We start from the raw sequence: 20,152 nt of genomic DNA, 5'->3' as shown, positions 1-20,152 counted from the left end.
GGTCCTTCGAGCTTTCCACTCCCGTCACGCCGCGTCCATACGGCGGACCGGAACCCGCCGTCCACCGGGCGCCGCACCCGGGGTCCGGGTGCCCGGCCGTCACGCACGCGTGCGCGTGACTACGATGGGCCAGCCGGCGGCCAGCAGGGGCCGCGGCGACAACGACCGTCGGGAAGGCCATGCTGAACAAGTACGCGCGTGCATTCTTCACGCGTGTTCTCACACCGTTCGCCGCGTTTCTCATCCGCCGGGGCGTCAGCCCCGACACAGTGACGCTCATCGGTACCGCGGGCGTGGTGGCGGGAGCGCTGGTCTTCTACCCCATGGGCGAGTTCTTCTGGGGCACGGTGGTGATCACGCTCTTCGTCTTCTCCGACCTGGTCGACGGGAACATGGCCCGCCAGCTCGGCCGCTCCAGCCGCTGGGGCGCCTTCCTGGACTCCACCCTGGACCGGGTCGCCGACGGCGCGGTCTTCGGCGGCTTCGCCCTCTGGTACGCCGGTGGCGGCGACGACATCGCCCTGTGCGCCGTCTCGATCTTCTGCCTGGCCAGCGGCCAGGTGGTGTCGTACACCAAGGCGCGCGGCGAGTCGATCGGCCTGCCGGTCGCCGTCAACGGCCTGGTGGAACGCGCCGAGCGGCTGGTCATCTCGCTGGTCGCGGCCGGTCTCGCGGGCCTGCACGCGTTCGGGGTGCCCGGCATCCAGTACCTGCTGCCGATCGCCCTGTGGATCGTCGCCGTGGGCAGTCTGGTCACCCTGGTCCAGCGGGTGGTCACCGTCCGCCGGGAGTCCGCCGAGGCGGAGGCCGCGGCGCCCCGGCCCCAGGAGACCCAGGAGACCCAGAGGACGCAGGGGAGCGAGGCGGCGAAGTGAGCGCCCAGGACCGGCTGGCCGACGCGCTGTACGGCGCCGGCTGGAGCACCGTGAAGAAGCTCCCCGAACCGGCCGCGGTGAAGCTCGGCCGCACCCTCGCCGACCTCGCCTGGAAGCGGCGCGGCCAAGGCGTGCTGCGCCTGGAGGGCAACTACGCGCGCGTGCTGCCCGACGCCGGCCCCGAACGGCTGGCCGCGCTCTCCCGCGCCGGCATGCGCTCCTACCTGCGCTACTGGATGGAGTCCTTCCGGCTCCCCACGTGGAGCACCGAGCGGATCGCCGCCTCCGTCACCGTCGAGGACCTGCACCACGTCACCGCGGGCCTGGACGCCGGCAAGGGCGTGATCGCCGTCCTGCCGCACCTGGCCAACTGGGATCTGGCCGGTGCCTGGATCACCACCCGGCTCGGCATCCCCTTCACCACGGTCGCCGAGCGGCTCAAGCCCGAGACGCTGTTCGACCGGTTCGTCGCCTACCGCGAGAGCCTCGGCATGGAGGTCCTGCCGCACAGCGGCGGCACGGCCTTCGGCACCCTGGCCCGGCGGCTGCGCGAGGGCGGCCTGGTCTGCCTGGTCGCCGACCGCGACCTGTCCGCCTCCGGTGTCGGTGTCGACTTCTTCGGCGAGCAGGCCCGGATGCCCGCCGGCCCGGCCCTGCTCGCCCAGCACACCGGCGCGCGACTGCTGCCGGTCACCCTCTGGTACGACGACTCGCCGGTCATGCGGGGGCGGGTGCATCCGCCCGTGGAGGTGCCCGTGTCAGGCACCCGGCGCGAGAAGACGTCTGTCATGACACAGGCGGTGGCCGACGCCTTCGCCGAGGGGATCGCCGACCACCCGGAGGACTGGCACATGCTCCAGCGACTGTGGCTCGCCGACCTGGACGCCCGCCCCGCGGACGGGGACCCGCGTTGAGGATCGGCATCGTCTGCCCGTACTCGTGGGACGTGCCGGGCGGCGTCCAGTTCCACATCCGCGACCTCGCCGAGTACTTCCGCCGCCTCGGCCACGAGGTCTCCGTCCTCGCCCCGGCCGACGACGACACCGCGCTGCCGCCGTACGTCGTGTCCGCGGGCCGCGCGGTGCCGGTGCCGTACAACGGCTCGGTGGCCCGGCTCAACTTCGGTTTCCTCTCGGCGGCCCGGGTGCGGCGCTGGCTGCACGACGGCGCCTTCGACGTCATCCACATCCACGAGCCGACCTCGCCCTCGCTGGGCCTGCTCACCTGCTGGGCGGCGCAGGGGCCGATCGTGGCCACCTTCCACACGTCCAACCCGCGCTCCCGCGCGATGATCGCCGCGTACTCCATCCTCCAGGCGGCCCTGGAGAAGATCAGCGCGCGGATCGCGGTGAGCGAGTACGCCCGCCGCACGCTGGTGGAGCACCTCGGCGGCGACGCGGTCGTCATCCCCAACGGCGTCGACGTCGACTTCTTCGCCAAGGCCGAGCCGAAACCCGAGTGGCAGGGCGACACCCTCGGCTTCATAGGGCGCATCGACGAACCCCGCAAGGGCCTGCCGGTGCTGATGCGGGCGCTGCCGAAGATCCTCGCCGCCCGCCCGCAGACCCGGCTGCTGGTGGCCGGACGCGGCGACGAGGAGGAGGCGGTGGAGAGCCTGCCGGCGGAGTCGCGCTCACGCGTGGAGTTCCTCGGCATGGTCAGCGACGAGGACAAGGCGCGCTTCCTGCGCAGCGTCGACCTGTACGTGGCGCCCAACACCGGCGGCGAGAGCTTCGGCATCGTCCTGGTCGAGGCGATGTCGGCGGGCGCCCCGGTGCTCGCCGCCGACCTGGACGCCTTCGCGCAGGTGCTCGACCGGGGCGCGGCCGGCGAACTGTTCCCCAACGAGGACGCCGACGCCCTCGCCGCGACGGCCGTACGGCTGCTGGAGGACCCCCGGCGGCTGGCCGAGCTGAGCGAGCGGGGCAGCGCGCACGTACGGCGGTTCGACTGGTCGACGGTCGGCGCGGACATCCTGTCCGTCTACGAGACGGTGACGGCGGGCGCGGCGGCGGTGGCCGCGGACGAGCGGGCGACGGGCCTGCGGGCCCGGTTCGGGCTGGCCGGGCGGGACTGAGACCCCGGAGTGCGGGCGGCACGGGGACGAGTCCGTCCGGGCCGACACAGCCGGTAAGTTAGCGGAGCGTGACCGCAACCCTGATCTGGATCCTCGTCGCCCTCGTGGCGATCGGCCTGTACCTGAGCTGGACGGCGGGGCGCCTGGACCGGCTGCACGCCCGCATCGACGCCGCCCGCGCCGGCCTCGACGCCCAACTGCTGCGCCGGGCCTCCGTGGCCCAGGAGCTGGCCACCGCCGGCGTCCTGGACCCGGCCGCCTCCATCGTCCTGTACGAGGCCGCGCACGCCGCCCGGCAGAGCGAGGAGGAACAGCGTGAGGTCGCCGAGAGCGAACTGAGCCAGGCGCTGCGGGCCGTGTTCGGGGAGCCGCAGCAGGTGGAGGTGTTGCGCCAGGCGCCTGGCGGCGAGGCGGCGGCCGGCGAGCTGACCGAGGCGGTCCGCCGCGTCCCCATGGCCCGCCGCTTCCACAACAACACCGTGGGCGCCGCCCGCCGCCTGCGCGAGCACCGCAAGGTCCGCTGGTTCCGGCTGGCCGGCCACGCCCCCTTCCCGCTGGCCTTCGAGATGGACGACGAGCCGCCGCCCGCGTTGGTCGACCGGTCCTGACACCGCGCCGCGCCACCACCGCCGCACGGCGGGTCCGCAAAATGATCCACCGCCTGCCCATTGGCCCTTGCTGTGGACTGCTCCGTTCACGTTTCCTCAGTGCTGCAGAAACCCCCTCTTTTCTTCAGTGAGGTCACCCGTGTCCCGCATCCACTCCGAGAACCAGACCCCCGAGACCGGCACCGCGCGCGTGAAGCGCGGTATGGCCGAGCAGCTCAAGGGCGGCGTGATCATGGACGTCGTCACGCCCGAGCAGGCGAAGATCGCCGAGGACGCGGGCGCCGTCGCCGTCATGGCCCTGGAGCGGGTCCCCGCCGACATCCGCAAGGACGGCGGCGTGGCCCGGATGTCCGACCCGGACATGATCGAGGGCATCATCGAGGCGGTCTCCATCCCCGTGATGGCCAAGTCCCGCATCGGCCACTTCGTCGAGGCCCAGGTCCTGCAGTCCCTCGGCGTCGACTACATCGACGAGTCCGAGGTCCTCACCCCGGCCGACGAGGTCAACCACAGCGACAAGTTCGCCTTCACCACCCCGTTCGTCTGCGGCGCCACCAACCTGGGCGAGGCCCTGCGCCGCATCGCCGAGGGCGCGGCCATGATCCGCTCCAAGGGCGAGGCGGGCACCGGCAACGTGGTCGAGGCCGTCCGCCACCTGCGCCAGATCAAGAACGAGATCGCCCGCCTGCGCGGCTACGACAACCACGAGCTGTACGCCGCTGCCAAGGACCTGCGCGCCCCCTACGAGCTGGTCAGGGAGGTCGCCGAGCTGGGCAAGCTCCCGGTGGTGCTCTTCTCCGCGGGCGGCGTGGCCACCCCCGCCGACGCCGCGCTCATGCGCCAGCTCGGCGCCGAGGGCGTCTTCGTCGGCTCCGGCATCTTCAAGTCGGGCGACCCGGCCAAGCGCGCCGCCGCCATCGTGAAGGCGACCACCTTCCACGACGACCCGAAGATCATCGCGGAGGCCTCCCGCAACCTCGGCGAGGCCATGGTCGGCATCAACTGCGACACCCTCCCCGAGACCGAGCGCTACGCCAACCGCGGCTGGTAGAGACGCCATGAGCGACGCACTGGTGATCGGCGTCCTGGCACTCCAGGGCGACGTGCGGGAGCACCTCGTCGCCCTGGCCGCGGCCGGCGCCGCGGCCAGGCCGGTCCGGCGTCCCGAGGAACTCGCCGAGGTGGACGGCCTGGTCCTCCCCGGCGGCGAGTCCACCACCATCTCCAAACTGGCCACCCTCTTCGGGCTGATGGAGCCGCTGCGCGCCCGCGTGGCGGACGGCCTGCCGGTCTACGGCACCTGCGCGGGCATGATCCTGCTCGCCGACAAGATCCTGGACCCGCGCTCGGGCCAGGAGACGATCGGCGGCATCGACATGATCGTGCGCCGCAACGCCTTCGGACGGCAGAACGAGTCCTTCGAGGCGGCCCTCGACATCGAGGGCGTCGACGGCGATCCTGTGGAGGGCGTCTTCATCCGCGCCCCCTGGGTCGAGTCGGTGGGCGCCGCGGCGCGGGTGCTGGCCGAGCACGAGGGCCACATCGTCGCCGTCCGCCAGGGCAACGCGCTCGCCACCTCGTTCCATCCGGAGCTCACCGGCGACCACCGCGTGCACGGCCTGTTCGCCGACATGGTGCGCGCGAGCCGGACGCGGGGTTCCTTGTAGGATCTCTGGGGTTCGTAAAGAGTTGGGTTACGCGAAGGAGACAGGCAGATGTCCGGCCACTCTAAATGGGCTACGACGAAGCACAAGAAGGCCGTGATCGACGCCAAGCGCGGCAAACTCTTCGCGAAGCTGATCAAGAACATCGAGGTCGCGGCCCGCATGGGCGGTGTGGACATCGAAGGCAACCCGACGCTCTACGACGCCATCCAGAAGGCGAAGAAGCAGTCGGTCCCCAACAAGAACATCGACTCCGCGGTCAAGCGGGGCGGGGGTCTCGAGGCCGGCGGCGCCGACTACGAGACGATCATGTACGAGGGCTACGGCCCGAACGGCGTCGCGGTGCTCATCGAGTGCCTCACCGACAACCGCAACCGCGCCGCCTCCGACGTGCGTGTCGCCATGACCCGCAACGGCGGTTCCATGGCCGACCCCGGCTCGGTGTCGTACCTGTTCCACCGCAAGGGTGTCGTGATCGTCCCCAAGGGCGAGCTGGGTGAGGACGACGTCCTCGGCGCCGTTCTGGACGCGGGCGCCGAGGAGGTCAACGACCTCGGTGAGACCTACGAGGTGATCAGCGAGGCCACCGACCTGGTCGCGGTCCGCACCGCCCTGCAGAGCGCCGGCATCGACTACGAGTCGGCGGACGCCAACTTCGTCCCGACCATGCAGATCGAGCTGGACGAGGACGGCGCCCGCAAGATCTTCCGCCTGATCGACACGCTGGAGGACAGCGACGACGTACAGAACGTCTTCGCCAACTTCGACGTCAGCGACGAGGTCATGGAGAAGATCGACGCGTAGCCGAGCCCGCGAGCGGCTTCTCGGCGGCGGGCCGGCGGGACACGTCCCCCCGGCCCGCCGCCGTTGTCGGTGGCACCCGATAGCCTGCACGAACTGGTGATCGGTGGAGGAGGGCGCGGCGTGCGCGTGCTGGGGGTGGACCCGGGACTGACCCGTTGCGGGGTCGGGGTCGTGGAGGGCGTCGCGGGCCGGCCGCTCACCATGATCGGCGTCGGTGTCGTGCGCACCCCGGCCGACGCGGACCTCGGCCCGCGCCTGGTCGCCGTCGAACAGGGCATCGAGCAGTGGCTCGACGAGTACCGCCCGGAGTTCGTCGCGGTGGAACGCGTCTTCAGCCAGCACAATGTGCGCACGGTGATGGGCACCGCCCAGGCCAGCGCCGTCGCCATCCTGTGCGCCTCCCGGCGCGGCCTCCCCGTCGCCCTGCACACCCCCAGCGAGGTCAAGGCCGCCGTCACCGGCTCAGGCCGCGCCGACAAGGCACAGGTCGGCGCCATGGTCACCCGCCTGCTGCGGCTCGCGGCACCGCCCAAGCCGGCCGACGCCGCCGACGCCCTCGCGCTCGCCATCTGCCACATCTGGCGCGCCCCCGCCCAGAACCGGCTCCAGCGGGCCGTAGCCCTGCACACGGCCGAGGCACCCACCACACGCCCGTCCGCAGCACGGCCCGCGCCAGCACCCGCCGCCCGACCCTCCGCAGCACCCGCCGCCCGGCCCTCCGCAACACCCACCGCATCGAAAGGCCGCCCCGCATGATCGCCTTCGTGAGCGGCACGGTCGCCGCCCTCGCCCCCGACGCCGCGGTGGTCGAGGTCGGCGGCGTCGGCATGGCCGTCCAGTGCACGCCCCACACGCTCTCCACGCTCCGGCTCGGCAAGCCCGCCAAGCTCGCCACCTCCCTGGTCGTGCGCGAGGACTCCCTCACCCTGTACGGCTTCGCCGACGACGACGAGCGCCAGGTCTTCGTCCTGCTGCAGACCGCCAGCGGCGTCGGGCCCCGCCTCGCCCAGGCGATGCTCGCCGTGCACAGCCCCGACGCCCTGCGCAGAGCCGTCTCCACCGGCGACGAGAAGGCGCTCACCGCCGTCCCCGGCATCGGGAAGAGGGGCGCCCAGAAACTGCTGCTGGAACTGAAGGACCGGCTCGGCGAGCCGACCGGTGCCCCCGCCGTCGGCACACCGGTCAGCACCGGCTGGCGCGAACAGCTCCACGCGGCCCTGATCGGCCTCGGGTACGCCACCCGGGAGGCGGACGAGGCCGTGTCCGCCGTGGCCCCCCAGGCGGCGGCCGCCGGGGGCACGCCCCAGGTCGGACAGTTGCTGAAGGCGGCCCTGCAGACACTGAACCGCGCCCGCTGAACCGCCCCCACCGACCCCTGAGGCACACCACATGAACTGGGACGACACGCCCGACGACGCCGCCGCCGAGCGGCTCGTCGCCGCGGCCGCGGACGGCGAGGAACAGGCCGTCGAGGCCGCCCTGCGCCCCAAGGACCTGGGCGAGTTCATCGGCCAGGAGAAGGTCCGCGAACAGCTCGACCTGGTGCTCCGCGCCGCCCGCGCCCGCGGCGCCACCGCCGACCACGTACTGCTCTCCGGCGCCCCCGGCCTCGGCAAGACCACCCTCTCGATGATCATCGCCGCCGAGATGGGCGCCCCCATCCGCATCACCTCCGGCCCCGCCATCCAGCACGCCGGCGACCTCGCGGCGATCCTCTCCTCCCTCCAGGAGGGTGAAGTCTTCTTCCTCGACGAGATCCACCGCATGTCCCGGCCCGCCGAGGAGATGCTCTACATGGCGATGGAGGACTTCCGCGTCGACGTCATCGTCGGCAAGGGCCCCGGCGCCACCGCCATCCCCCTCGAACTGCCCCCCTTCACCCTGGTGGGCGCCACCACCCGGGCCGGCCTGCTGCCGCCCCCGCTGCGCGACCGCTTCGGCTTCACCGCCCACATGGAGTTCTACGAGCCCGCCGAGCTGGAGCGGGTCGTGCACCGCTCGGCGAGCCTCCTCGACGTCGAGATCGACGCGGCCGGCGCCGCCGAGGTGGCCGGCCGCTCCCGCGGCACCCCCCGCATCGCCAACCGCCTGCTGCGCCGGGTGCGCGACTACGCGCAGGTCAAGGCCGACGGAGTGATCGACCGGGAGATCGCCGCGGCGGCCCTGGCCGTCTACGAGGTCGACGCCCGCGGCCTGGACCGCCTGGACCGCGCCGTGCTGCGCGCCCTGCTGAAGCTGTTCGGCGGCGGACCGGTCGGCCTGTCCACCCTCGCGGTGGCGGTGGGGGAGGAGCGGGAGACGGTCGAGGAGGTGGCCGAGCCGTTCCTGGTCCGCGAGGGCCTGCTCGCCCGCACCCCGCGCGGCCGGGTCGCCACTCCCGCCGCCTGGGCGCACCTCGGCCTGACCCCGCCCCGCTCGGGGACCGCAGGAAACGGACAAGGAGACTTGTTCGGGGCGTGACAGCTCCGTGACGGCGCGCGCATTGGCCCGCGGGGGAACCCCGGTGCCATGCTGAGCGTTGTTCCCTGCGCGCGGACTCGCTTAGACTCCGCCGATGCCGCCCTTGCCGACGGCGTACGAAACCCCCAACCATCAGGCCGCTCACCTCGCGGTCGTGTGAAGGAAGTACCGACCCGTGAGTCTCGTGACCCTCCTCCCGTTCATCGTGCTCATCGGGGCCATGTTCCTGATGACCCGGTCGGCGAAGAAGAAGCAGCAACAGGCCGCCAACATGCGGAACGAGATGCAGCCCGGCTCGGGCGTCCGCACCATCGGGGGCATGTACGGCACGGTCAAGGAGGTCAACGAGGAGACCGTCCTGCTCGACGCCGGTCCGGGCGTCGACCTGCTCTTCGCCAAGAACTCCATCGGCGCGGTGCTGACCGACGACGAGTACAACCGCATCGTCCACGGCGTCGAGCACGACCTGAAGTCCGACGAGGACCTCGTCCCGGACGACGCCTCCTCCCTCACCGGGACCGACGCCGCCGCGCCCGCCGCCGGTGACAAGGTCGAGCTGGGCAAGAAGGACGCGGCCGTCGAGCCCGTCGCCGAGCCCCTCGCCGAGCCCGTCGTCGACGTCGAGCCCGCCGCCGAGGCGAAGCCGGTCGAGCAGCCGAAGAAGTCCGAGGGCGACTCCGAGGCGAAGTAGCCGTGCCCCAGGGCGCGCGGGGCGTCCCCGCGCGCTCTCGGACATGCGCGGTTCCCGCGGGATCCCGACACCATGTCATGGCCGTCGGTGCGCCGATGCGGCGCGAGGCGGCCCGAGAGGGAGTACGAGAAGGTGGCAGCACCTAAAAAGGGCCGGAACGCGAGCGCCCAGAGCAAGCCGGGGCGCTCGCTGGCCCTGATCCTGATCGCCATCGTGGCGCTCACCGGAGGGATGTTCGTCTCCGGGCACACCACTCCGCGTCTCGGCATCGACCTGGCCGGCGGCACGAGCATCACGCTCCGGGCCGTCTCGGAGCCCGGCCAGGCTTCCGCGATCAACAAGACCAACATGGACACCGCGGTCGAGATCATGGAACGCCGGGTCAACGGTCTGGGTGTCTCCGAGGCCGAGGTGCAGACCCAGGGCAGCCGGAACATCATCGTCAACATTCCCAAGGGGACGAACTCCAAGGACGCCCGAGAACAGGTCGGCACCACCGCCAAGCTCTACTTCCGGCCGGTCCTCGCCACCGAGGTCTCCGGCGCCGCCGCGACGGCCAGCCCCTCGGCGAGCGCCTCCGAGAGCGCCGGCGAAGAGGCCACGGACAAGGCCACGGACAAGGCCACCGAGGGGGACGAGAGCGCGTCGTCCTCCACCAGCCCCTCGGCGAGCGCCACGAGCCAGGGCCGTGCGCTCACCGACGCCCTGAAGGCCGACCCCACGCCGTCGGCGACCGGTTCCGCGAGCGCCTCGGCCGCCGCCTCCGCGTCCCCGAGCGCCTCGGCCCCGGCCAGTGACGCCGACAGCAAGCTCCAGGCCGCCTACACCGCGCTCGACTGCACCGACGCCTCGGCCCGCGCCAAGGCCGGCGAGGGCGCCAAGCCCACCGACACCACGCTGGCCTGCGGTCAGAACGCGCAGGGCCAGTGGCAGAAGTACGTGCTCGGCCCGGCCGAGGTCGACGGCACGGACGTCGACAAGGCCTCGGCGGTCTTCAACACGCAGACCGCGGCCGGCTGGACCGTCACGATGGACTTCACCGGCGGCGGCACCAAGAAGTTCGCGGACATCACCGGCAAGCTGGCGCAGAACCAGTCCCCGCAGAACCAGTTCGCGATCGTCCTGGACAACGAGGTCGTCTCCGACCCGTACGTCAGCCAGGCGCTGACCGGCGGCAACGCCGAGATCTCCGGAAGCTTCACGCAGGACGAGGCGCAGAACCTCGCCAACGTGCTGTCCTACGGCGCGCTGCCGCTGAGCTTCAAGGAGGACAGCGTCACCACCGTCACCGCCGCCCTCGGCGGTGACCAGCTCCACGCGGGTCTGATCGCCGGCGCGATCGGTCTCGCCCTGGTCGTCCTCTACCTGCTGGTGTACTACCGCGGCCTGTCGTTCATCGCCGTCGCCTCGCTGCTGGTCTCCGCGGCCCTCACCTACGTGATCATGGCGCTGCTGGGCCCGGCCATCGGCTTCGCGCTGAACCTGCCGGCCGTCTGCGGGGCCATCGTCGCCATCGGTATCACCGCGGACTCGTTCATCGTGTACTTCGAACGCGTCCGCGACGAGATCCGGGAGGGCCGCTCGCTGCGACCGGCCGTCGAGCGGGGCTGGCCGCGCGCCCGGCGCACCATCCTGGTCTCCGACTTCGTGTCGTTCCTGGCCGCCGCGGTGCTCTTCATCGTCACCGTCGGCAAGGTCCAGGGCTTCGCCTTCACCCTCGGTCTGACCACGGTCCTCGACGTCGTCGTGGTGTTCCTCTTCACCAAGCCGCTGCTGACGCTGATGGCCCGCCGCAAGTTCTTCGCGAGCGGCCACAAGTGGTCCGGCCTCGACCCGAAGAGCCTCGGCGCCAAGCCGCCGCTGCGGCGCACCCGCTCTCCCCGCCCCGCTGGCCCCGTCGACCCGAAGGAGGCGTGAGAGATGTCGAAGCTCGGCAACCTCGGCGCCCGGCTGCACCACGGCGAGGTCGGCTACGACTTCGTCAAGAACCGCAAGATCTGGTACAGCATCTCGATCCTGATCACCATCACGGCCATCGTCGGCCTGGCGGTGCGGGGCCTGCACATGGGCATCGAGTTCCAGGGCGGTGCCGTCTTCAACACCCCGAAGAGCACCAGCGTCTCGGTCAGCCAGGCGGAGACGTACGCGGAGGAGGCGTCCGGCCACGACGCCCTCGTCCAGAAGCTCGGCGACGGCAGTCTGCGCATCCAGATCGCCGGTATCGACACCGACCAGTCGAACAAGATCCAGGAACAGCTCTCCAAGGACCTGAAGGTCGACACCGAGTCGATCAACGCCGAACTGGTCGGCCCCAGTTGGGGTGACCAGATCGCCAACAAGGCGTGGCAGGGCCTCGGGATCTTCCTGATCCTGGTGGTGATCTATCTGGCGATCGCGTTCGAGTGGCGGATGGCACTGGCCGCCTTCGTCGCGCTGATCCACGACATCACCATCACCGTGGGCATCTACGCCCTCGTCGGCTTCGAGGTCACACCGGGCACGGTGATCGGTCTGCTGACCATCCTCGGCTACTCGCTGTACGACACGGTGGTCGTCTTCGACAGCCTCAAGGAACAGGCGCGGGACATCACCAAGCAGAGCCGCTGGACCTATGCCGAGGTCGCCAACCGGTCGATCAACAGCACCCTGGTCCGCTCGATCAACACCACCGTGGTCGCGCTGCTGCCGGTCGGCGGCCTGCTCTTCATCGGTGGCGGTGTTCTCGGCGCCGGCATGCTGAACGACATCTCGCTCTCGCTCTTCGTCGGTCTCGCGGCCGGCGCGTACTCCTCGATCTTCATCGCCACGCCGCTCGTCGCCGACCTCAAGGAGCGCGAGCCGCGGATGAAGGCGCTCAAGAAGCGGGTGCTCGCCAAGCGGGCCCAGGCCGCCGCCAGGGGCGAGTCCCCGGAGGCCGGCGCCCCCGAGGACGACGGGCCGTACGCGGACGAGCCGGACGGCCAAGGGGACGACGGACCCCTGGTCGTCGGCCCCCGCAACCAGCCCGCGTCCCGCACCAGGGGCCGCGGCCGGCCGTCGGGGAAGCGCCGATGACCGACGTACGAGAGCTTCTGCTCAGCCGTATCCGGGACGTGCCGGACTACCCGGAGCCGGGCGTGATGTTCAAGGACATCACCCCGCTCCTGGCCGATCCGGCCGCGTTCACGGCGCTCACCGACGCCCTGGCGGAGATCGCCGCGCGCACCGGCGCCACCAAGGTCGTCGGCCTGGAGGCCCGGGGCTTCATCCTGGGCGCCCCGGTCGCCGTCCGGGCCGGCCTCGGCTTCATCCCCGTACGCAAGGCGGGCAAGCTCCCCGGAGCGACCCTGGCCCAGTCGTACGACCTGGAGTACGGCTCCGCCGAGATCGAGATCCACGCCGAGGACCTGAGCGCCGACGACCGTGTGCTGGTCGTCGACGACGTCCTGGCCACCGGCGGCACCGCGGAGGCGTCCGTGGCGCTGATCCGCCGGGCGGGCGCGCGCGTCGCGGGCCTCGCCGTCCTGATGGAGCTGGGCTTCCTCGACGGGCGCGCCCGTCTGGAGCCCGCCCTGGACGGGGCTCCCCTGGAGGCGCTGCTCACCGTCTAGGACCCGTACGCGGCGGCCGGCACCCCCCTGCGGGGACGGCTCACCGGCAAAGGGGGCGGGCCCGGAGGAATCCGGCGCCCGCCTCCGCTGTTTCTCCTGTTGACCGCTCTCACACCGGCCCGTACACCGGCCCGCACCCCGTCCTGGGAGCGAGCCCCGGACCAGGGATCGCTACCATGGGGTTTCCGGAACCCGACCCGGGCACCCGGATCGCGCACGAGGAGTCCTCTTGCCAGACGAGGCCCAGCCACTGACCGCCGCCAAGCCCGAGTCCGCCTCGGCGGCCGCGGCGAAGCCCGCGCCGAGCACGCCGCACGCGACGAACGACAGCCGCGGCGCGCTCCGGCACACCCAGGCCACGCCCGTCGACAAGCCCGCCGACCAGCAGGTACGCCCCAAGCCGTCCCCCGCCGGTCCCGGCAGCTCCGCCGCCGAGCGGCCCACCAACGCGCCCGTGGTCCGCGCGCCCGTGAGCCCGCCCGTGCGCTCCGGCTCCTCCAACCGCGTCCGCGCCCGGCTGGCCCGGCTCGGCGTCCAGCGCGCCAACCCCTACAACCCGGTCCTGGAGCCGCTGCTGCGGATAGTCCGCGGCAACGACCCCAAGATCGAGACCGCCACGCTCCGCCAGATCGAGCGCGCCTACCAGGTCGCCGAGCGCTGGCACCGCGGCCAGAAGCGCAAGAGCGGCGACCCGTACATCACCCACCCGCTCGCCGTCACCACCATCCTCGCCGAGCTGGGCATGGACCCGGCCACCCTCATGGCCGGGCTGCTGCACGACACGGTCGAGGACACCGAGTACGGCCTGGAGGACCTGCGCCGCGACTTCGGCGACGTCGTCGCCCTCCTCGTCGACGGCGTCACCAAGCTGGACAAGGTCAAGTTCGGCGAGGCCGCGCAGGCCGAGACGGTGCGCAAGATGGTCGTCGCCATGGCCAAGGACCCGCGGGTCCTGGTCATCAAGCTCGCCGACCGCCTGCACAACATGCGCACCATGCGCTACCTCAAGCGCGAGAAGCAGGAGAAGAAGGCGCGCGAGACCCTGGAGATCTACGCGCCGCTCGCCCACCGCCTGGGCATGAACACCATCAAGTGGGAGCTGGAGGACCTCGCCTTCGCGATCCTCTACCCCAAGATGTACGACGAGATCGTCCGCTTGGTCGCCGAGCGCGCCCCCAAGCGCGACGAATACCTGACCGTCGTCACCGACGAGGTGCAGCAGGACCTGCGCGCGGCCCGGATCAAGGCGACCGTCACCGGCCGCCCGAAGCACTACTACAGCGTCTACCAGAAGATGATCGTCCGCGGCCGGGACTTCGCGGAGATCTACGACCTGGTCGGCATCCGCGTCCTGGTGGACACCGTCCGCGACTGCTACGCGGCGCTCGGCACGGTCCACGCCCGCTGGAACCCGGTTCCGGGGCGGTTCAAGGACTACATCGCGATGCCCAAGTTCAACATGTACCAGTCGCTGCACACGACGGTCATCGGGCCCAGCGGCAAGCCGGTCGAGCTGCAGATCCGCACCTTCGACATGCACCGCCGCGCGGAGTACGGCATCGCCGCGCACTGGAAGTACAAGCAGGAGGCCGTGGCCGGCGCCTCCAAGGTGCGCTCCGACTCGCCCCGCTCCACCGGCAAGGACGACCACCTCAACGACATGGCGTGGCTGCGCCAGCTCCTGGACTGGCAGAAGGAGACCGAGGACCCCAGCGAGTTCCTGGAATCGCTGCGCTTCGACCTCTCCCGCAACGAGGTCTTCGTCTTCACCCCCAAGGGCGACGTCATAGCGCTGCCCGCCGGCGCCACCCCGGTCGACTTCTCCTACGCCGTCCACACCGAGGTCGGTCACCGCACCATAGGAGCCCGGGTCAACGGGCGCCTGGTGCCGCTGGAGTCGACCCTGGACAACGGCGACCTGGTGGAGGTCTTCACCTCCAAGGCGGCCGGCGCGGGACCCTCCCGCGACTGGCTCGGCTTCGTGAAGTCGCCGCGCGCCCGGAACAAGATCCGGGCCTGGTTCTCCAAGGAGCGCCGCGACGAGGCCATAGAGCAGGGCAAGGACGCCATCGTCCGGGCCATGCGCAAGCAGAACCTGCCTATCCAGCGCATCCTGACCGGCGACTCCCTGGTCACCCTCGCGCACGAGATGCGCTACTCCGACATCTCCGCCCTGTACGCGGCGATCGGCGAGGGCCACGTCTCCGCGCAGAACATCGTGCAGAAGCTCGTGCAGGCCCTCGGCGGCGAGGAGGCGGCCACCGAGGAGATCGACGAGTCGGTCCCGTCGCACGGCCGCGGCCGCAAGCGCCGCAGCAACGCCGATCCGGGCGTCGTCGTCAAGGGCGTCGACGACGTCTGGGTCAAGCTGGCCCGGTGCTGCACGCCCGTCCCCGGCGACCCGGTCATCGGTTTCGTCACCCGCGGCAGCGGCGTCTCGGTCCACCGCAGCGACTGCGTCAACGTGGACTCGCTCTCCCGCGAGCCCGAGCGCATCCTGGAGGTCGAGTGGGCGCCCACCCAGTCCTCGGTCTTCCTGGTCGCCATCCAGGTCGAGGCGCTGGACCGCTCCCGGCTGCTGTCGGACGTCACCCGCGTCCTGTCCGACCAGCACGTCAACATCCTCTCCGCGGCCGTCCAGACCTCCCGGGACCGCGTCGCCACCTCCCGCTTCACCTTCGAGATGGGCGACCCCAAGCACCTCGGGCACGTCCTGAAGGCCGTACGCGGCGTGGAGGGCGTCTACGACGTGTACCGGGTGACATCGGCGCGCAGGCCCTCGTAGCACCCCGCACCACGACGAAAGCGGCCCCCGGTGTCCGACACCGGGGGCCGCTCCCGTCGTACCGTCGCGGAACTCAGCCGCCGAACTCGTGGAGCCCCTTCAGCGCCTGGTCCAGCAGGGCCTGGCGGCCCTCCAGCTCACGCTCCAGCTTCTCCGCGCGGGCGGTGTTGCCCTGGCCGCGCGCGGTGTCGATCTGGCCACGCAGCTTGTCCACGGCCGACTGGAGCTGACCGGTCAGACCCGCGGCACGCGCGCGCGCCTCCGGGTTGCTCCGGCGCCACTCCGTCTCCTCGGCCTCCTGCAGCGCCCGCTCGACCGCCTGCATCCGGCCCTCGATCTTCGGCCGGGCGTCGCGCGGCACATGCCCGATCGCCTCCCAGCGCTCGTTGAGCGTACGGAACGCGGCGCGGGACGCCTTCAGATCCGTCACCGGCAGGAGCTTCTCGGCCTCCTCGGCCAGCTCCTCCTTGAGCTTGAGGTTCTCGGACTGCTCCGCGTCCCGCTCGGCGAAGACCGAGCCCCGCGCGGCGAAGAAGACGTCCTGGGCGCCGCGGAAGCGGTTCCACAGGTCGTCCTCGTGCTCGCGCTGGGCCCGGCCGGCCGCCTTCCAGTCGGCCATCAGCTCGCGGTAGCGCGCGGCCGTGGTGCCCCAGTCGGTCGAGCCCGACAGCGCCTCGGCCTCGGTGACCAGCCGTTCCTTGGTCTTGCGGGCGTCCTCGCGCTGCGCGTCGAGCTGGGCGAAGTGCTGCTTGCGCCGCTTGGAGAACGCCGAGCGCGCATGCGAGAAGCGGTGCCACAGCTCGTCGTCGGACTTGCGGTCCAGACGCGGCAGCCCCTTCCAGATGTCCACCAGCGCCCGCAGCCGCTCACCGGCCGAGCGCCACTGGTCGGACGCGGCCAGCTCCTCGGCCTCGGTGACCAGGTCCTCCTTGGCCCGGCGGGCCTCGTCGGACTGCTTCGCCCGCTGCGCCTTGCGCTCCTCGCGCCGCGTCTCGACCAGCTCCACCAGCTTGTCCAGCCGGACCCCGAGGGCCGCCAGGTCGCCGACCGCGTGGTGCGCGACCACCTGCTCGCGCAGGTGGTCGATCGCGGCCTGGGCGTCCTTCGCCGACAGGTCGGTGGTCTTCACCCGCTTCTCGAGGAGGCCGATCTCGACCTTCAGGCCCTCGTACTTGCGCTCGAAGTAGGCCAGCGCCTCATCGGGGGAGCCGGCCTGCCAGGAACCGACCACCTGCTCGCCGTCGGCCGTACGCACGTACACGGTCCCCGTCTCGTCGACACGGCCCCACGGGTCGCCGCTCACAGCGCCTCCTCCACATGATGCCTGCGGGAGGCGTCAGCACCCCCGGGCATCGTCCACAGTTTCGTCACCGCCAACATAGGCGACCGGCGGGCGGCCTGTCCGCATCCCGCACGACCGAGATTACGCGGGCGGCGCCTCAGGATCCGGTGACCGTCGCCTTGTCGATCACGACCGTCGCATTGGGCGCCCCGTCGCCCGCGCCGGTGCTCTCACCTGCGGCGGCGATCTTCTTGAGCACCTTCATGCCACCGTCCGAGATCGTGCCGAACGGCGTGTAGCTGGGCGGCAACTGGCTGTCCTGGTAGACCAGGAAGAACTGGCTGCCCCCGCTGTTCGCCTGACCGGTGTTGGCCATCGCGACCGTACCCGCCGGATAGACGTTGTCCTTCAGGGTTTTGTCCTTCAGGTTCTCGTCCGGGATCGTGTAACCGGGGCCGCCGGTGCCCTGCCCGGTCGGGTCGCCGCACTGCAGCACGTAGATGCCGTTGGTCGTCAGCCGGTGACACTTCGTGTGGTCGAAGTAACCCTTTCCGGCCAGAAAACTGAAGGAGTTGACCGTGTGCGGCGCCGCGGCCGTCTTCAGCGCGATGTCGATCTCGCCGCACGTCGTGGCCAGCTTCATCGTGTGGTCGGCCGACTTGTCGATGGTGACCGCCGGTTCCTTCTTCCACGTCGCCGTCTTGACCTTGCCCGCGGCGGGCTTGTCGCACGGATCGGGCGCCTTGCTGCTCGCCGCCGCGCTCGGGGTCGCCTCGGCGGCGGCGTCGGACTTGTCGTCGTCCCCCTTGAGGGTTCCGGTCGTGTACAGCGCCAGGCTGCCCACCACCACCACGCCGAGCACCGACGCGATCACCGCGTTGCGCGTGCGCGCCTTGCGTCGTGCGGAGGTGCGCCGCTGCTGCTGGCGCAAGAACTTCTCCCGGGCGAGCTGACGCCGCCGCTGCTCCTGGCTGACCACCGGGTTCTCTCCTCATGCCTCTTCGGGTGCCGACCGGTACCTGTGCGTGCCTGGACCGACCGCCTGCGTGTAGCCCCGTACCGTATATGGGTTCGCTGAGGAATCGGCACCGCCGGTAGGCTCTGACCAGGGCGCAGCCCGTTCACAAGCCACCCGTATCGACACAACGAAGGACGATCGTGCTCATTGCCGGGTTCCCCGCCGGGGCCTGGGGGACGAACTGTTACCTCGTCGCCCCCGCCGTCGGTGAGGAGTGCGTGATCATCGACCCCGGCCACCAGGCCGCCCAGGGAGTCGAGGAGACGCTGAAGAAGCATCGGCTCAAGCCCGTGGCCGTCGTCCTCACCCACGGCCACATCGACCACGTGGCCTCGGTCGTCCCGGTCTGCGGCGCGCACGGCGTCCCGGCCTGGATCCACCCCGCCGACCGGTTCATGATGAGCGACCCCGAGAAGGGCCTCGGACGGTCCATCGGGATGCCGCTGATGGGCGAGTTGAGCGTGGGGGAGCCGGACGACGTCCGGGAGCTGACCGACGGCGCCCGGCTGGAGCTGGCCGGTCTGGAGCTGACCGTCGCCCACGCGCCGGGCCATACCAAGGGGTCGGTGACGTTCGGGCTGCCCGAGGCCGCGGACATCCCGCCGGTCCTCTTCTCGGGCGACCTGCTCTTCGCCGGCTCCGTCGGACGCACCGACCTGCCCGGCGGCGACGCGGCCGAACTGCTCGGCTCGCTGGCACGCGTGTGCCTGCCGCTCGACGACTCGACCGTGGTGCTGTCCGGCCACGGCCCCCAGACGACCATCGGCCAAGAACGCGCCGCCAACCCGTATCTGCGGCAGGCGGCGGCCGGCCAGGGAGCGACCGACGAAGCTCCCCGACGAGGAATGTGACGAGAGACCTCCCGTGAGCACCTTCAAGGCCCCCAAGGGCACGTACGACCTGATCCCGCCGGACTCCGCCACCTACCTGGCCGTCCGCGAGGCGATCGCCGCCCCGCTGCGCGACTCCGGCTACGGCTACATCGAGACGCCCGGCTTCGAGAGCGTCGAACTGTTCGCCCGCGGTGTCGGCGAGTCCACCGACATCGTCACCAAGGAGATGTACGCCTTCGAGACCAAGGGCGGCGACCGGCTCGCCCTGCGCCCCGAGGGCACCGCCTCCGTGCTGCGCGCCGCCCTGGAGGCCAACCTGCACAAGACGGGCAACCTCCCGGTCAAGCTCTGGTACTCGGGCTCGTACTACCGCTACGAGCGCCCGCAGAAGGGCCGTTACCGCCACTTCTCGCAGGTCGGCGCCGAGGCGATCGGCGCGCAGGACCCGGCCCTCGACGCCGAACTGATCATCCTGGCCGACCAGGCGTACCGCTCGCTCGGCCTGCGCGAGTTCCGCATCCTGCTCAACAGCCTGGGCGACCAGGAGTGCCGCCCGGTCTACCGCGCGGCGCTCCAGGACTTCCTGCGCGGCCTGGACCTGGACGAGGAGACGTTGCGCCGGGCCGAGATCAACCCGCTGCGCGTCCTCGACGACAAGCGCCCGCAGGTGCGCGAGCAGCTCACCGGCGCCCCGCTGCTGCGCGACTACCTCTGCGACGCCTGCAAGGCGTACCACGAGGAGGTCCGGGACCTGATCACGGCGGCCGGCGTCACCTTCGAGGACGACCCGAGGCTGGTGCGCGGCCTGGACTACTACACCCGCACCACCTTCGAGTTCGTCCACGACGGCCTGGGCGCGCAGTCCGCGGTGGGCGGCGGCGGCCGGTACGACGGCCTCTCCGAGATGATCGGCGGCCCCGCGCTGCCCTCCGTCGGCTGGGCCCTCGGCGTCGACCGCACCGTCCTCGCCCTGGCGGCGGAGGGCGTCGAGCTGGACCTGCCCGCCGCGTCCGCCGTCTTCGCGGTGCCGCTCGGCGAGGAGGCCCGCCGGGTCCTGTTCGCCAAGGTCACCGAGTTGCGCAAGAACGGCGTCGCCGCCGACTTCTCCTACGGCTCCAAGGGCCTCAAGGGCGCCATGAAGAACGCCCACCGCAGCGGCGCGCGCTATGCGATCGTCGCCGGTGAACGCGACCTCGCCGAGGGCGTCGTCCAGCTCAAGGACATGGAGTCCGGCGATCAGAGCGCGATCGGCGTCAACGAGATCGTGGCCGAACTGGAGTCGCGGCTCGGCTGAGCCGCCGCACGGCCGACGCCCGTTCACCTGTACCGCACGGGAACGGGCGTCGGCCGAAACCGCCCCGGAAGGCCCCCGCACGCACTTCCTTATCTCCGTCGAACGGCCGGGACCGCCATGTTTACGGCACAATGGGCCTGCCCGAAGCAGGTCCAGCCTCCAGTGACGGAA

General features: G+C 71.4%; 19 protein-coding genes. 17 read left to right on the top strand and 2 right to left on the bottom strand.

Going from position 1 to position 20,152, the window contains the following annotated elements; all coding sequences use genetic code 11:
• Positions 1-179: 179 nt before the first annotated feature.
• The 15 genes from pgsA to relA all read left to right on the top strand — a co-directional run bounded on the left by pgsA (position 180) and on the right by relA (position 15,554).
• Positions 180-875 (top strand): phosphatidylinositol phosphate synthase, encoded by a 696-nt coding sequence (gene pgsA / locus ABEB00_RS09680; RefSeq protein WP_425586466.1) that lies wholly within the window; start codon positions 180-182, stop codon positions 873-875.
• Entirely contained in the window at positions 872-1,789 is a 918-nt protein-coding gene (locus ABEB00_RS09675) for a phosphatidylinositol mannoside acyltransferase (RefSeq protein ID WP_345618781.1), read from the top strand. Before pgsA ends, ABEB00_RS09675 begins: the two co-directional genes overlap by 4 nt.
• Positions 1,786-2,952, top strand: coding sequence for a glycosyltransferase family 4 protein (locus ABEB00_RS09670; protein ID WP_345618780.1), 1,167 nt, complete (start codon positions 1,786-1,788; stop codon positions 2,950-2,952). The genes ABEB00_RS09675 and ABEB00_RS09670 overlap by 4 nt, the downstream gene beginning before the upstream one ends.
• Positions 2,953-3,020: 68 nt before the next feature.
• Positions 3,021-3,560, top strand: a complete 540-nt coding sequence (locus ABEB00_RS09665) for a hypothetical protein (RefSeq protein WP_345618779.1) — start codon at positions 3,021-3,023, stop codon at positions 3,558-3,560.
• Between the two features lie 139 nt (positions 3,561-3,699).
• Positions 3,700-4,611 carry a pyridoxal 5'-phosphate synthase lyase subunit PdxS gene (pdxS, locus tag ABEB00_RS09660; RefSeq protein WP_345618778.1) on the top strand — a complete coding sequence of 304 codons (912 nt, stop codon included), beginning with the start codon at positions 3,700-3,702 and terminating at the stop codon, positions 4,609-4,611.
• Between the two features lie 7 nt (positions 4,612-4,618).
• Complete coding sequence (gene pdxT, locus ABEB00_RS09655; RefSeq protein ID WP_345618777.1) at positions 4,619-5,227, top strand: pyridoxal 5'-phosphate synthase glutaminase subunit PdxT; 609 nt, start codon at positions 4,619-4,621, stop codon at positions 5,225-5,227.
• Positions 5,228-5,275: 48 nt separating this feature from the next.
• Positions 5,276-6,028 carry a YebC/PmpR family DNA-binding transcriptional regulator gene (locus ABEB00_RS09650; RefSeq protein ID WP_345618775.1) on the top strand — a complete coding sequence of 251 codons (753 nt, stop codon included), beginning with the start codon at positions 5,276-5,278 and terminating at the stop codon, positions 6,026-6,028.
• A 120-nt stretch (positions 6,029-6,148) separates the two neighbouring features.
• The gene (gene ruvC, locus ABEB00_RS09645; RefSeq protein ID WP_345618774.1) at positions 6,149-6,784 is read left to right on the top strand and encodes a crossover junction endodeoxyribonuclease RuvC; all 636 of its coding nucleotides are present in this window, start codon (positions 6,149-6,151) and stop codon (positions 6,782-6,784) included.
• Positions 6,781-7,386, top strand: coding sequence for a Holliday junction branch migration protein RuvA (gene ruvA, locus ABEB00_RS09640; RefSeq protein WP_345618773.1), 606 nt, complete (start codon positions 6,781-6,783; stop codon positions 7,384-7,386). Before ruvC ends, ruvA begins: the two co-directional genes overlap by 4 nt.
• Positions 7,387-7,417: 31 nt before the next feature.
• A complete protein-coding gene (gene ruvB, locus ABEB00_RS09635; RefSeq protein ID WP_345618772.1) occupies positions 7,418-8,488 on the top strand; it encodes a Holliday junction branch migration DNA helicase RuvB in 1,071 nt (356 codons plus the stop codon).
• Between the two features lie 175 nt (positions 8,489-8,663).
• Positions 8,664-9,179, top strand: coding sequence for a preprotein translocase subunit YajC (yajC, locus tag ABEB00_RS09630; protein ID WP_345618771.1), 516 nt, complete (start codon positions 8,664-8,666; stop codon positions 9,177-9,179).
• Positions 9,180-9,311: 132 nt separating this feature from the next.
• Positions 9,312-11,096 carry a protein translocase subunit SecD gene (gene secD, locus ABEB00_RS09625; RefSeq protein ID WP_345618770.1) on the top strand — a complete coding sequence of 595 codons (1,785 nt, stop codon included), beginning with the start codon at positions 9,312-9,314 and terminating at the stop codon, positions 11,094-11,096.
• A 3-nt stretch (positions 11,097-11,099) separates the two neighbouring features.
• The gene (gene secF / locus ABEB00_RS09620) at positions 11,100-12,233 is read left to right on the top strand and encodes a protein translocase subunit SecF (protein WP_345618768.1); all 1,134 of its coding nucleotides are present in this window, start codon (positions 11,100-11,102) and stop codon (positions 12,231-12,233) included.
• Entirely contained in the window at positions 12,230-12,769 is a 540-nt protein-coding gene (locus ABEB00_RS09615) for an adenine phosphoribosyltransferase (RefSeq protein WP_345618766.1), read from the top strand. The genes secF and ABEB00_RS09615 overlap by 4 nt, the downstream gene beginning before the upstream one ends.
• A gap of 229 nt (positions 12,770-12,998) precedes the next feature.
• Positions 12,999-15,554, top strand: a complete 2,556-nt coding sequence (gene relA / locus ABEB00_RS09610) for a GTP pyrophosphokinase (protein ID WP_345618765.1) — start codon at positions 12,999-13,001, stop codon at positions 15,552-15,554.
• Between the two features lie 73 nt (positions 15,555-15,627).
• Here the strand turns inward: relA and ABEB00_RS09605 are convergent, their stop codons facing one another.
• Together ABEB00_RS09605 and ABEB00_RS09600 are read right to left on the bottom strand one after the other, a co-directional pair.
• Complete coding sequence (locus tag ABEB00_RS09605; protein WP_345618764.1) at positions 15,628-16,857, bottom strand: DUF349 domain-containing protein; 1,230 nt, start codon at positions 16,855-16,857, stop codon at positions 15,628-15,630.
• A gap of 136 nt (positions 16,858-16,993) precedes the next feature.
• The gene (locus ABEB00_RS09600) at positions 16,994-17,815 is read right to left on the bottom strand and encodes a peptidylprolyl isomerase (protein WP_345618763.1); all 822 of its coding nucleotides are present in this window, start codon (positions 17,813-17,815) and stop codon (positions 16,994-16,996) included.
• A 179-nt stretch (positions 17,816-17,994) separates the two neighbouring features.
• Between ABEB00_RS09600 and ABEB00_RS09595 the strand changes: the two genes are divergently transcribed.
• Both ABEB00_RS09595 and hisS read left to right on the top strand, forming a co-directional pair.
• Positions 17,995-18,705 carry an MBL fold metallo-hydrolase gene (locus ABEB00_RS09595; protein ID WP_345618762.1) on the top strand — a complete coding sequence of 237 codons (711 nt, stop codon included), beginning with the start codon at positions 17,995-17,997 and terminating at the stop codon, positions 18,703-18,705.
• A 13-nt stretch (positions 18,706-18,718) separates the two neighbouring features.
• Entirely contained in the window at positions 18,719-19,981 is a 1,263-nt protein-coding gene (gene hisS / locus ABEB00_RS09590; RefSeq protein ID WP_345618761.1) for a histidine--tRNA ligase, read from the top strand.
• The last annotated feature ends 171 nt before the right edge of the window (positions 19,982-20,152 follow it).

The organism is Streptomyces ziwulingensis (assembly GCF_039542605.1).
In the GTDB taxonomy this organism is placed as follows: domain Bacteria; phylum Actinomycetota; class Actinomycetes; order Streptomycetales; family Streptomycetaceae; genus Streptomyces; species Streptomyces ziwulingensis.
Note: the sequence above shows the minus strand (reverse complement) of the source record. Positions and strands in the feature narration are given on the sequence as shown.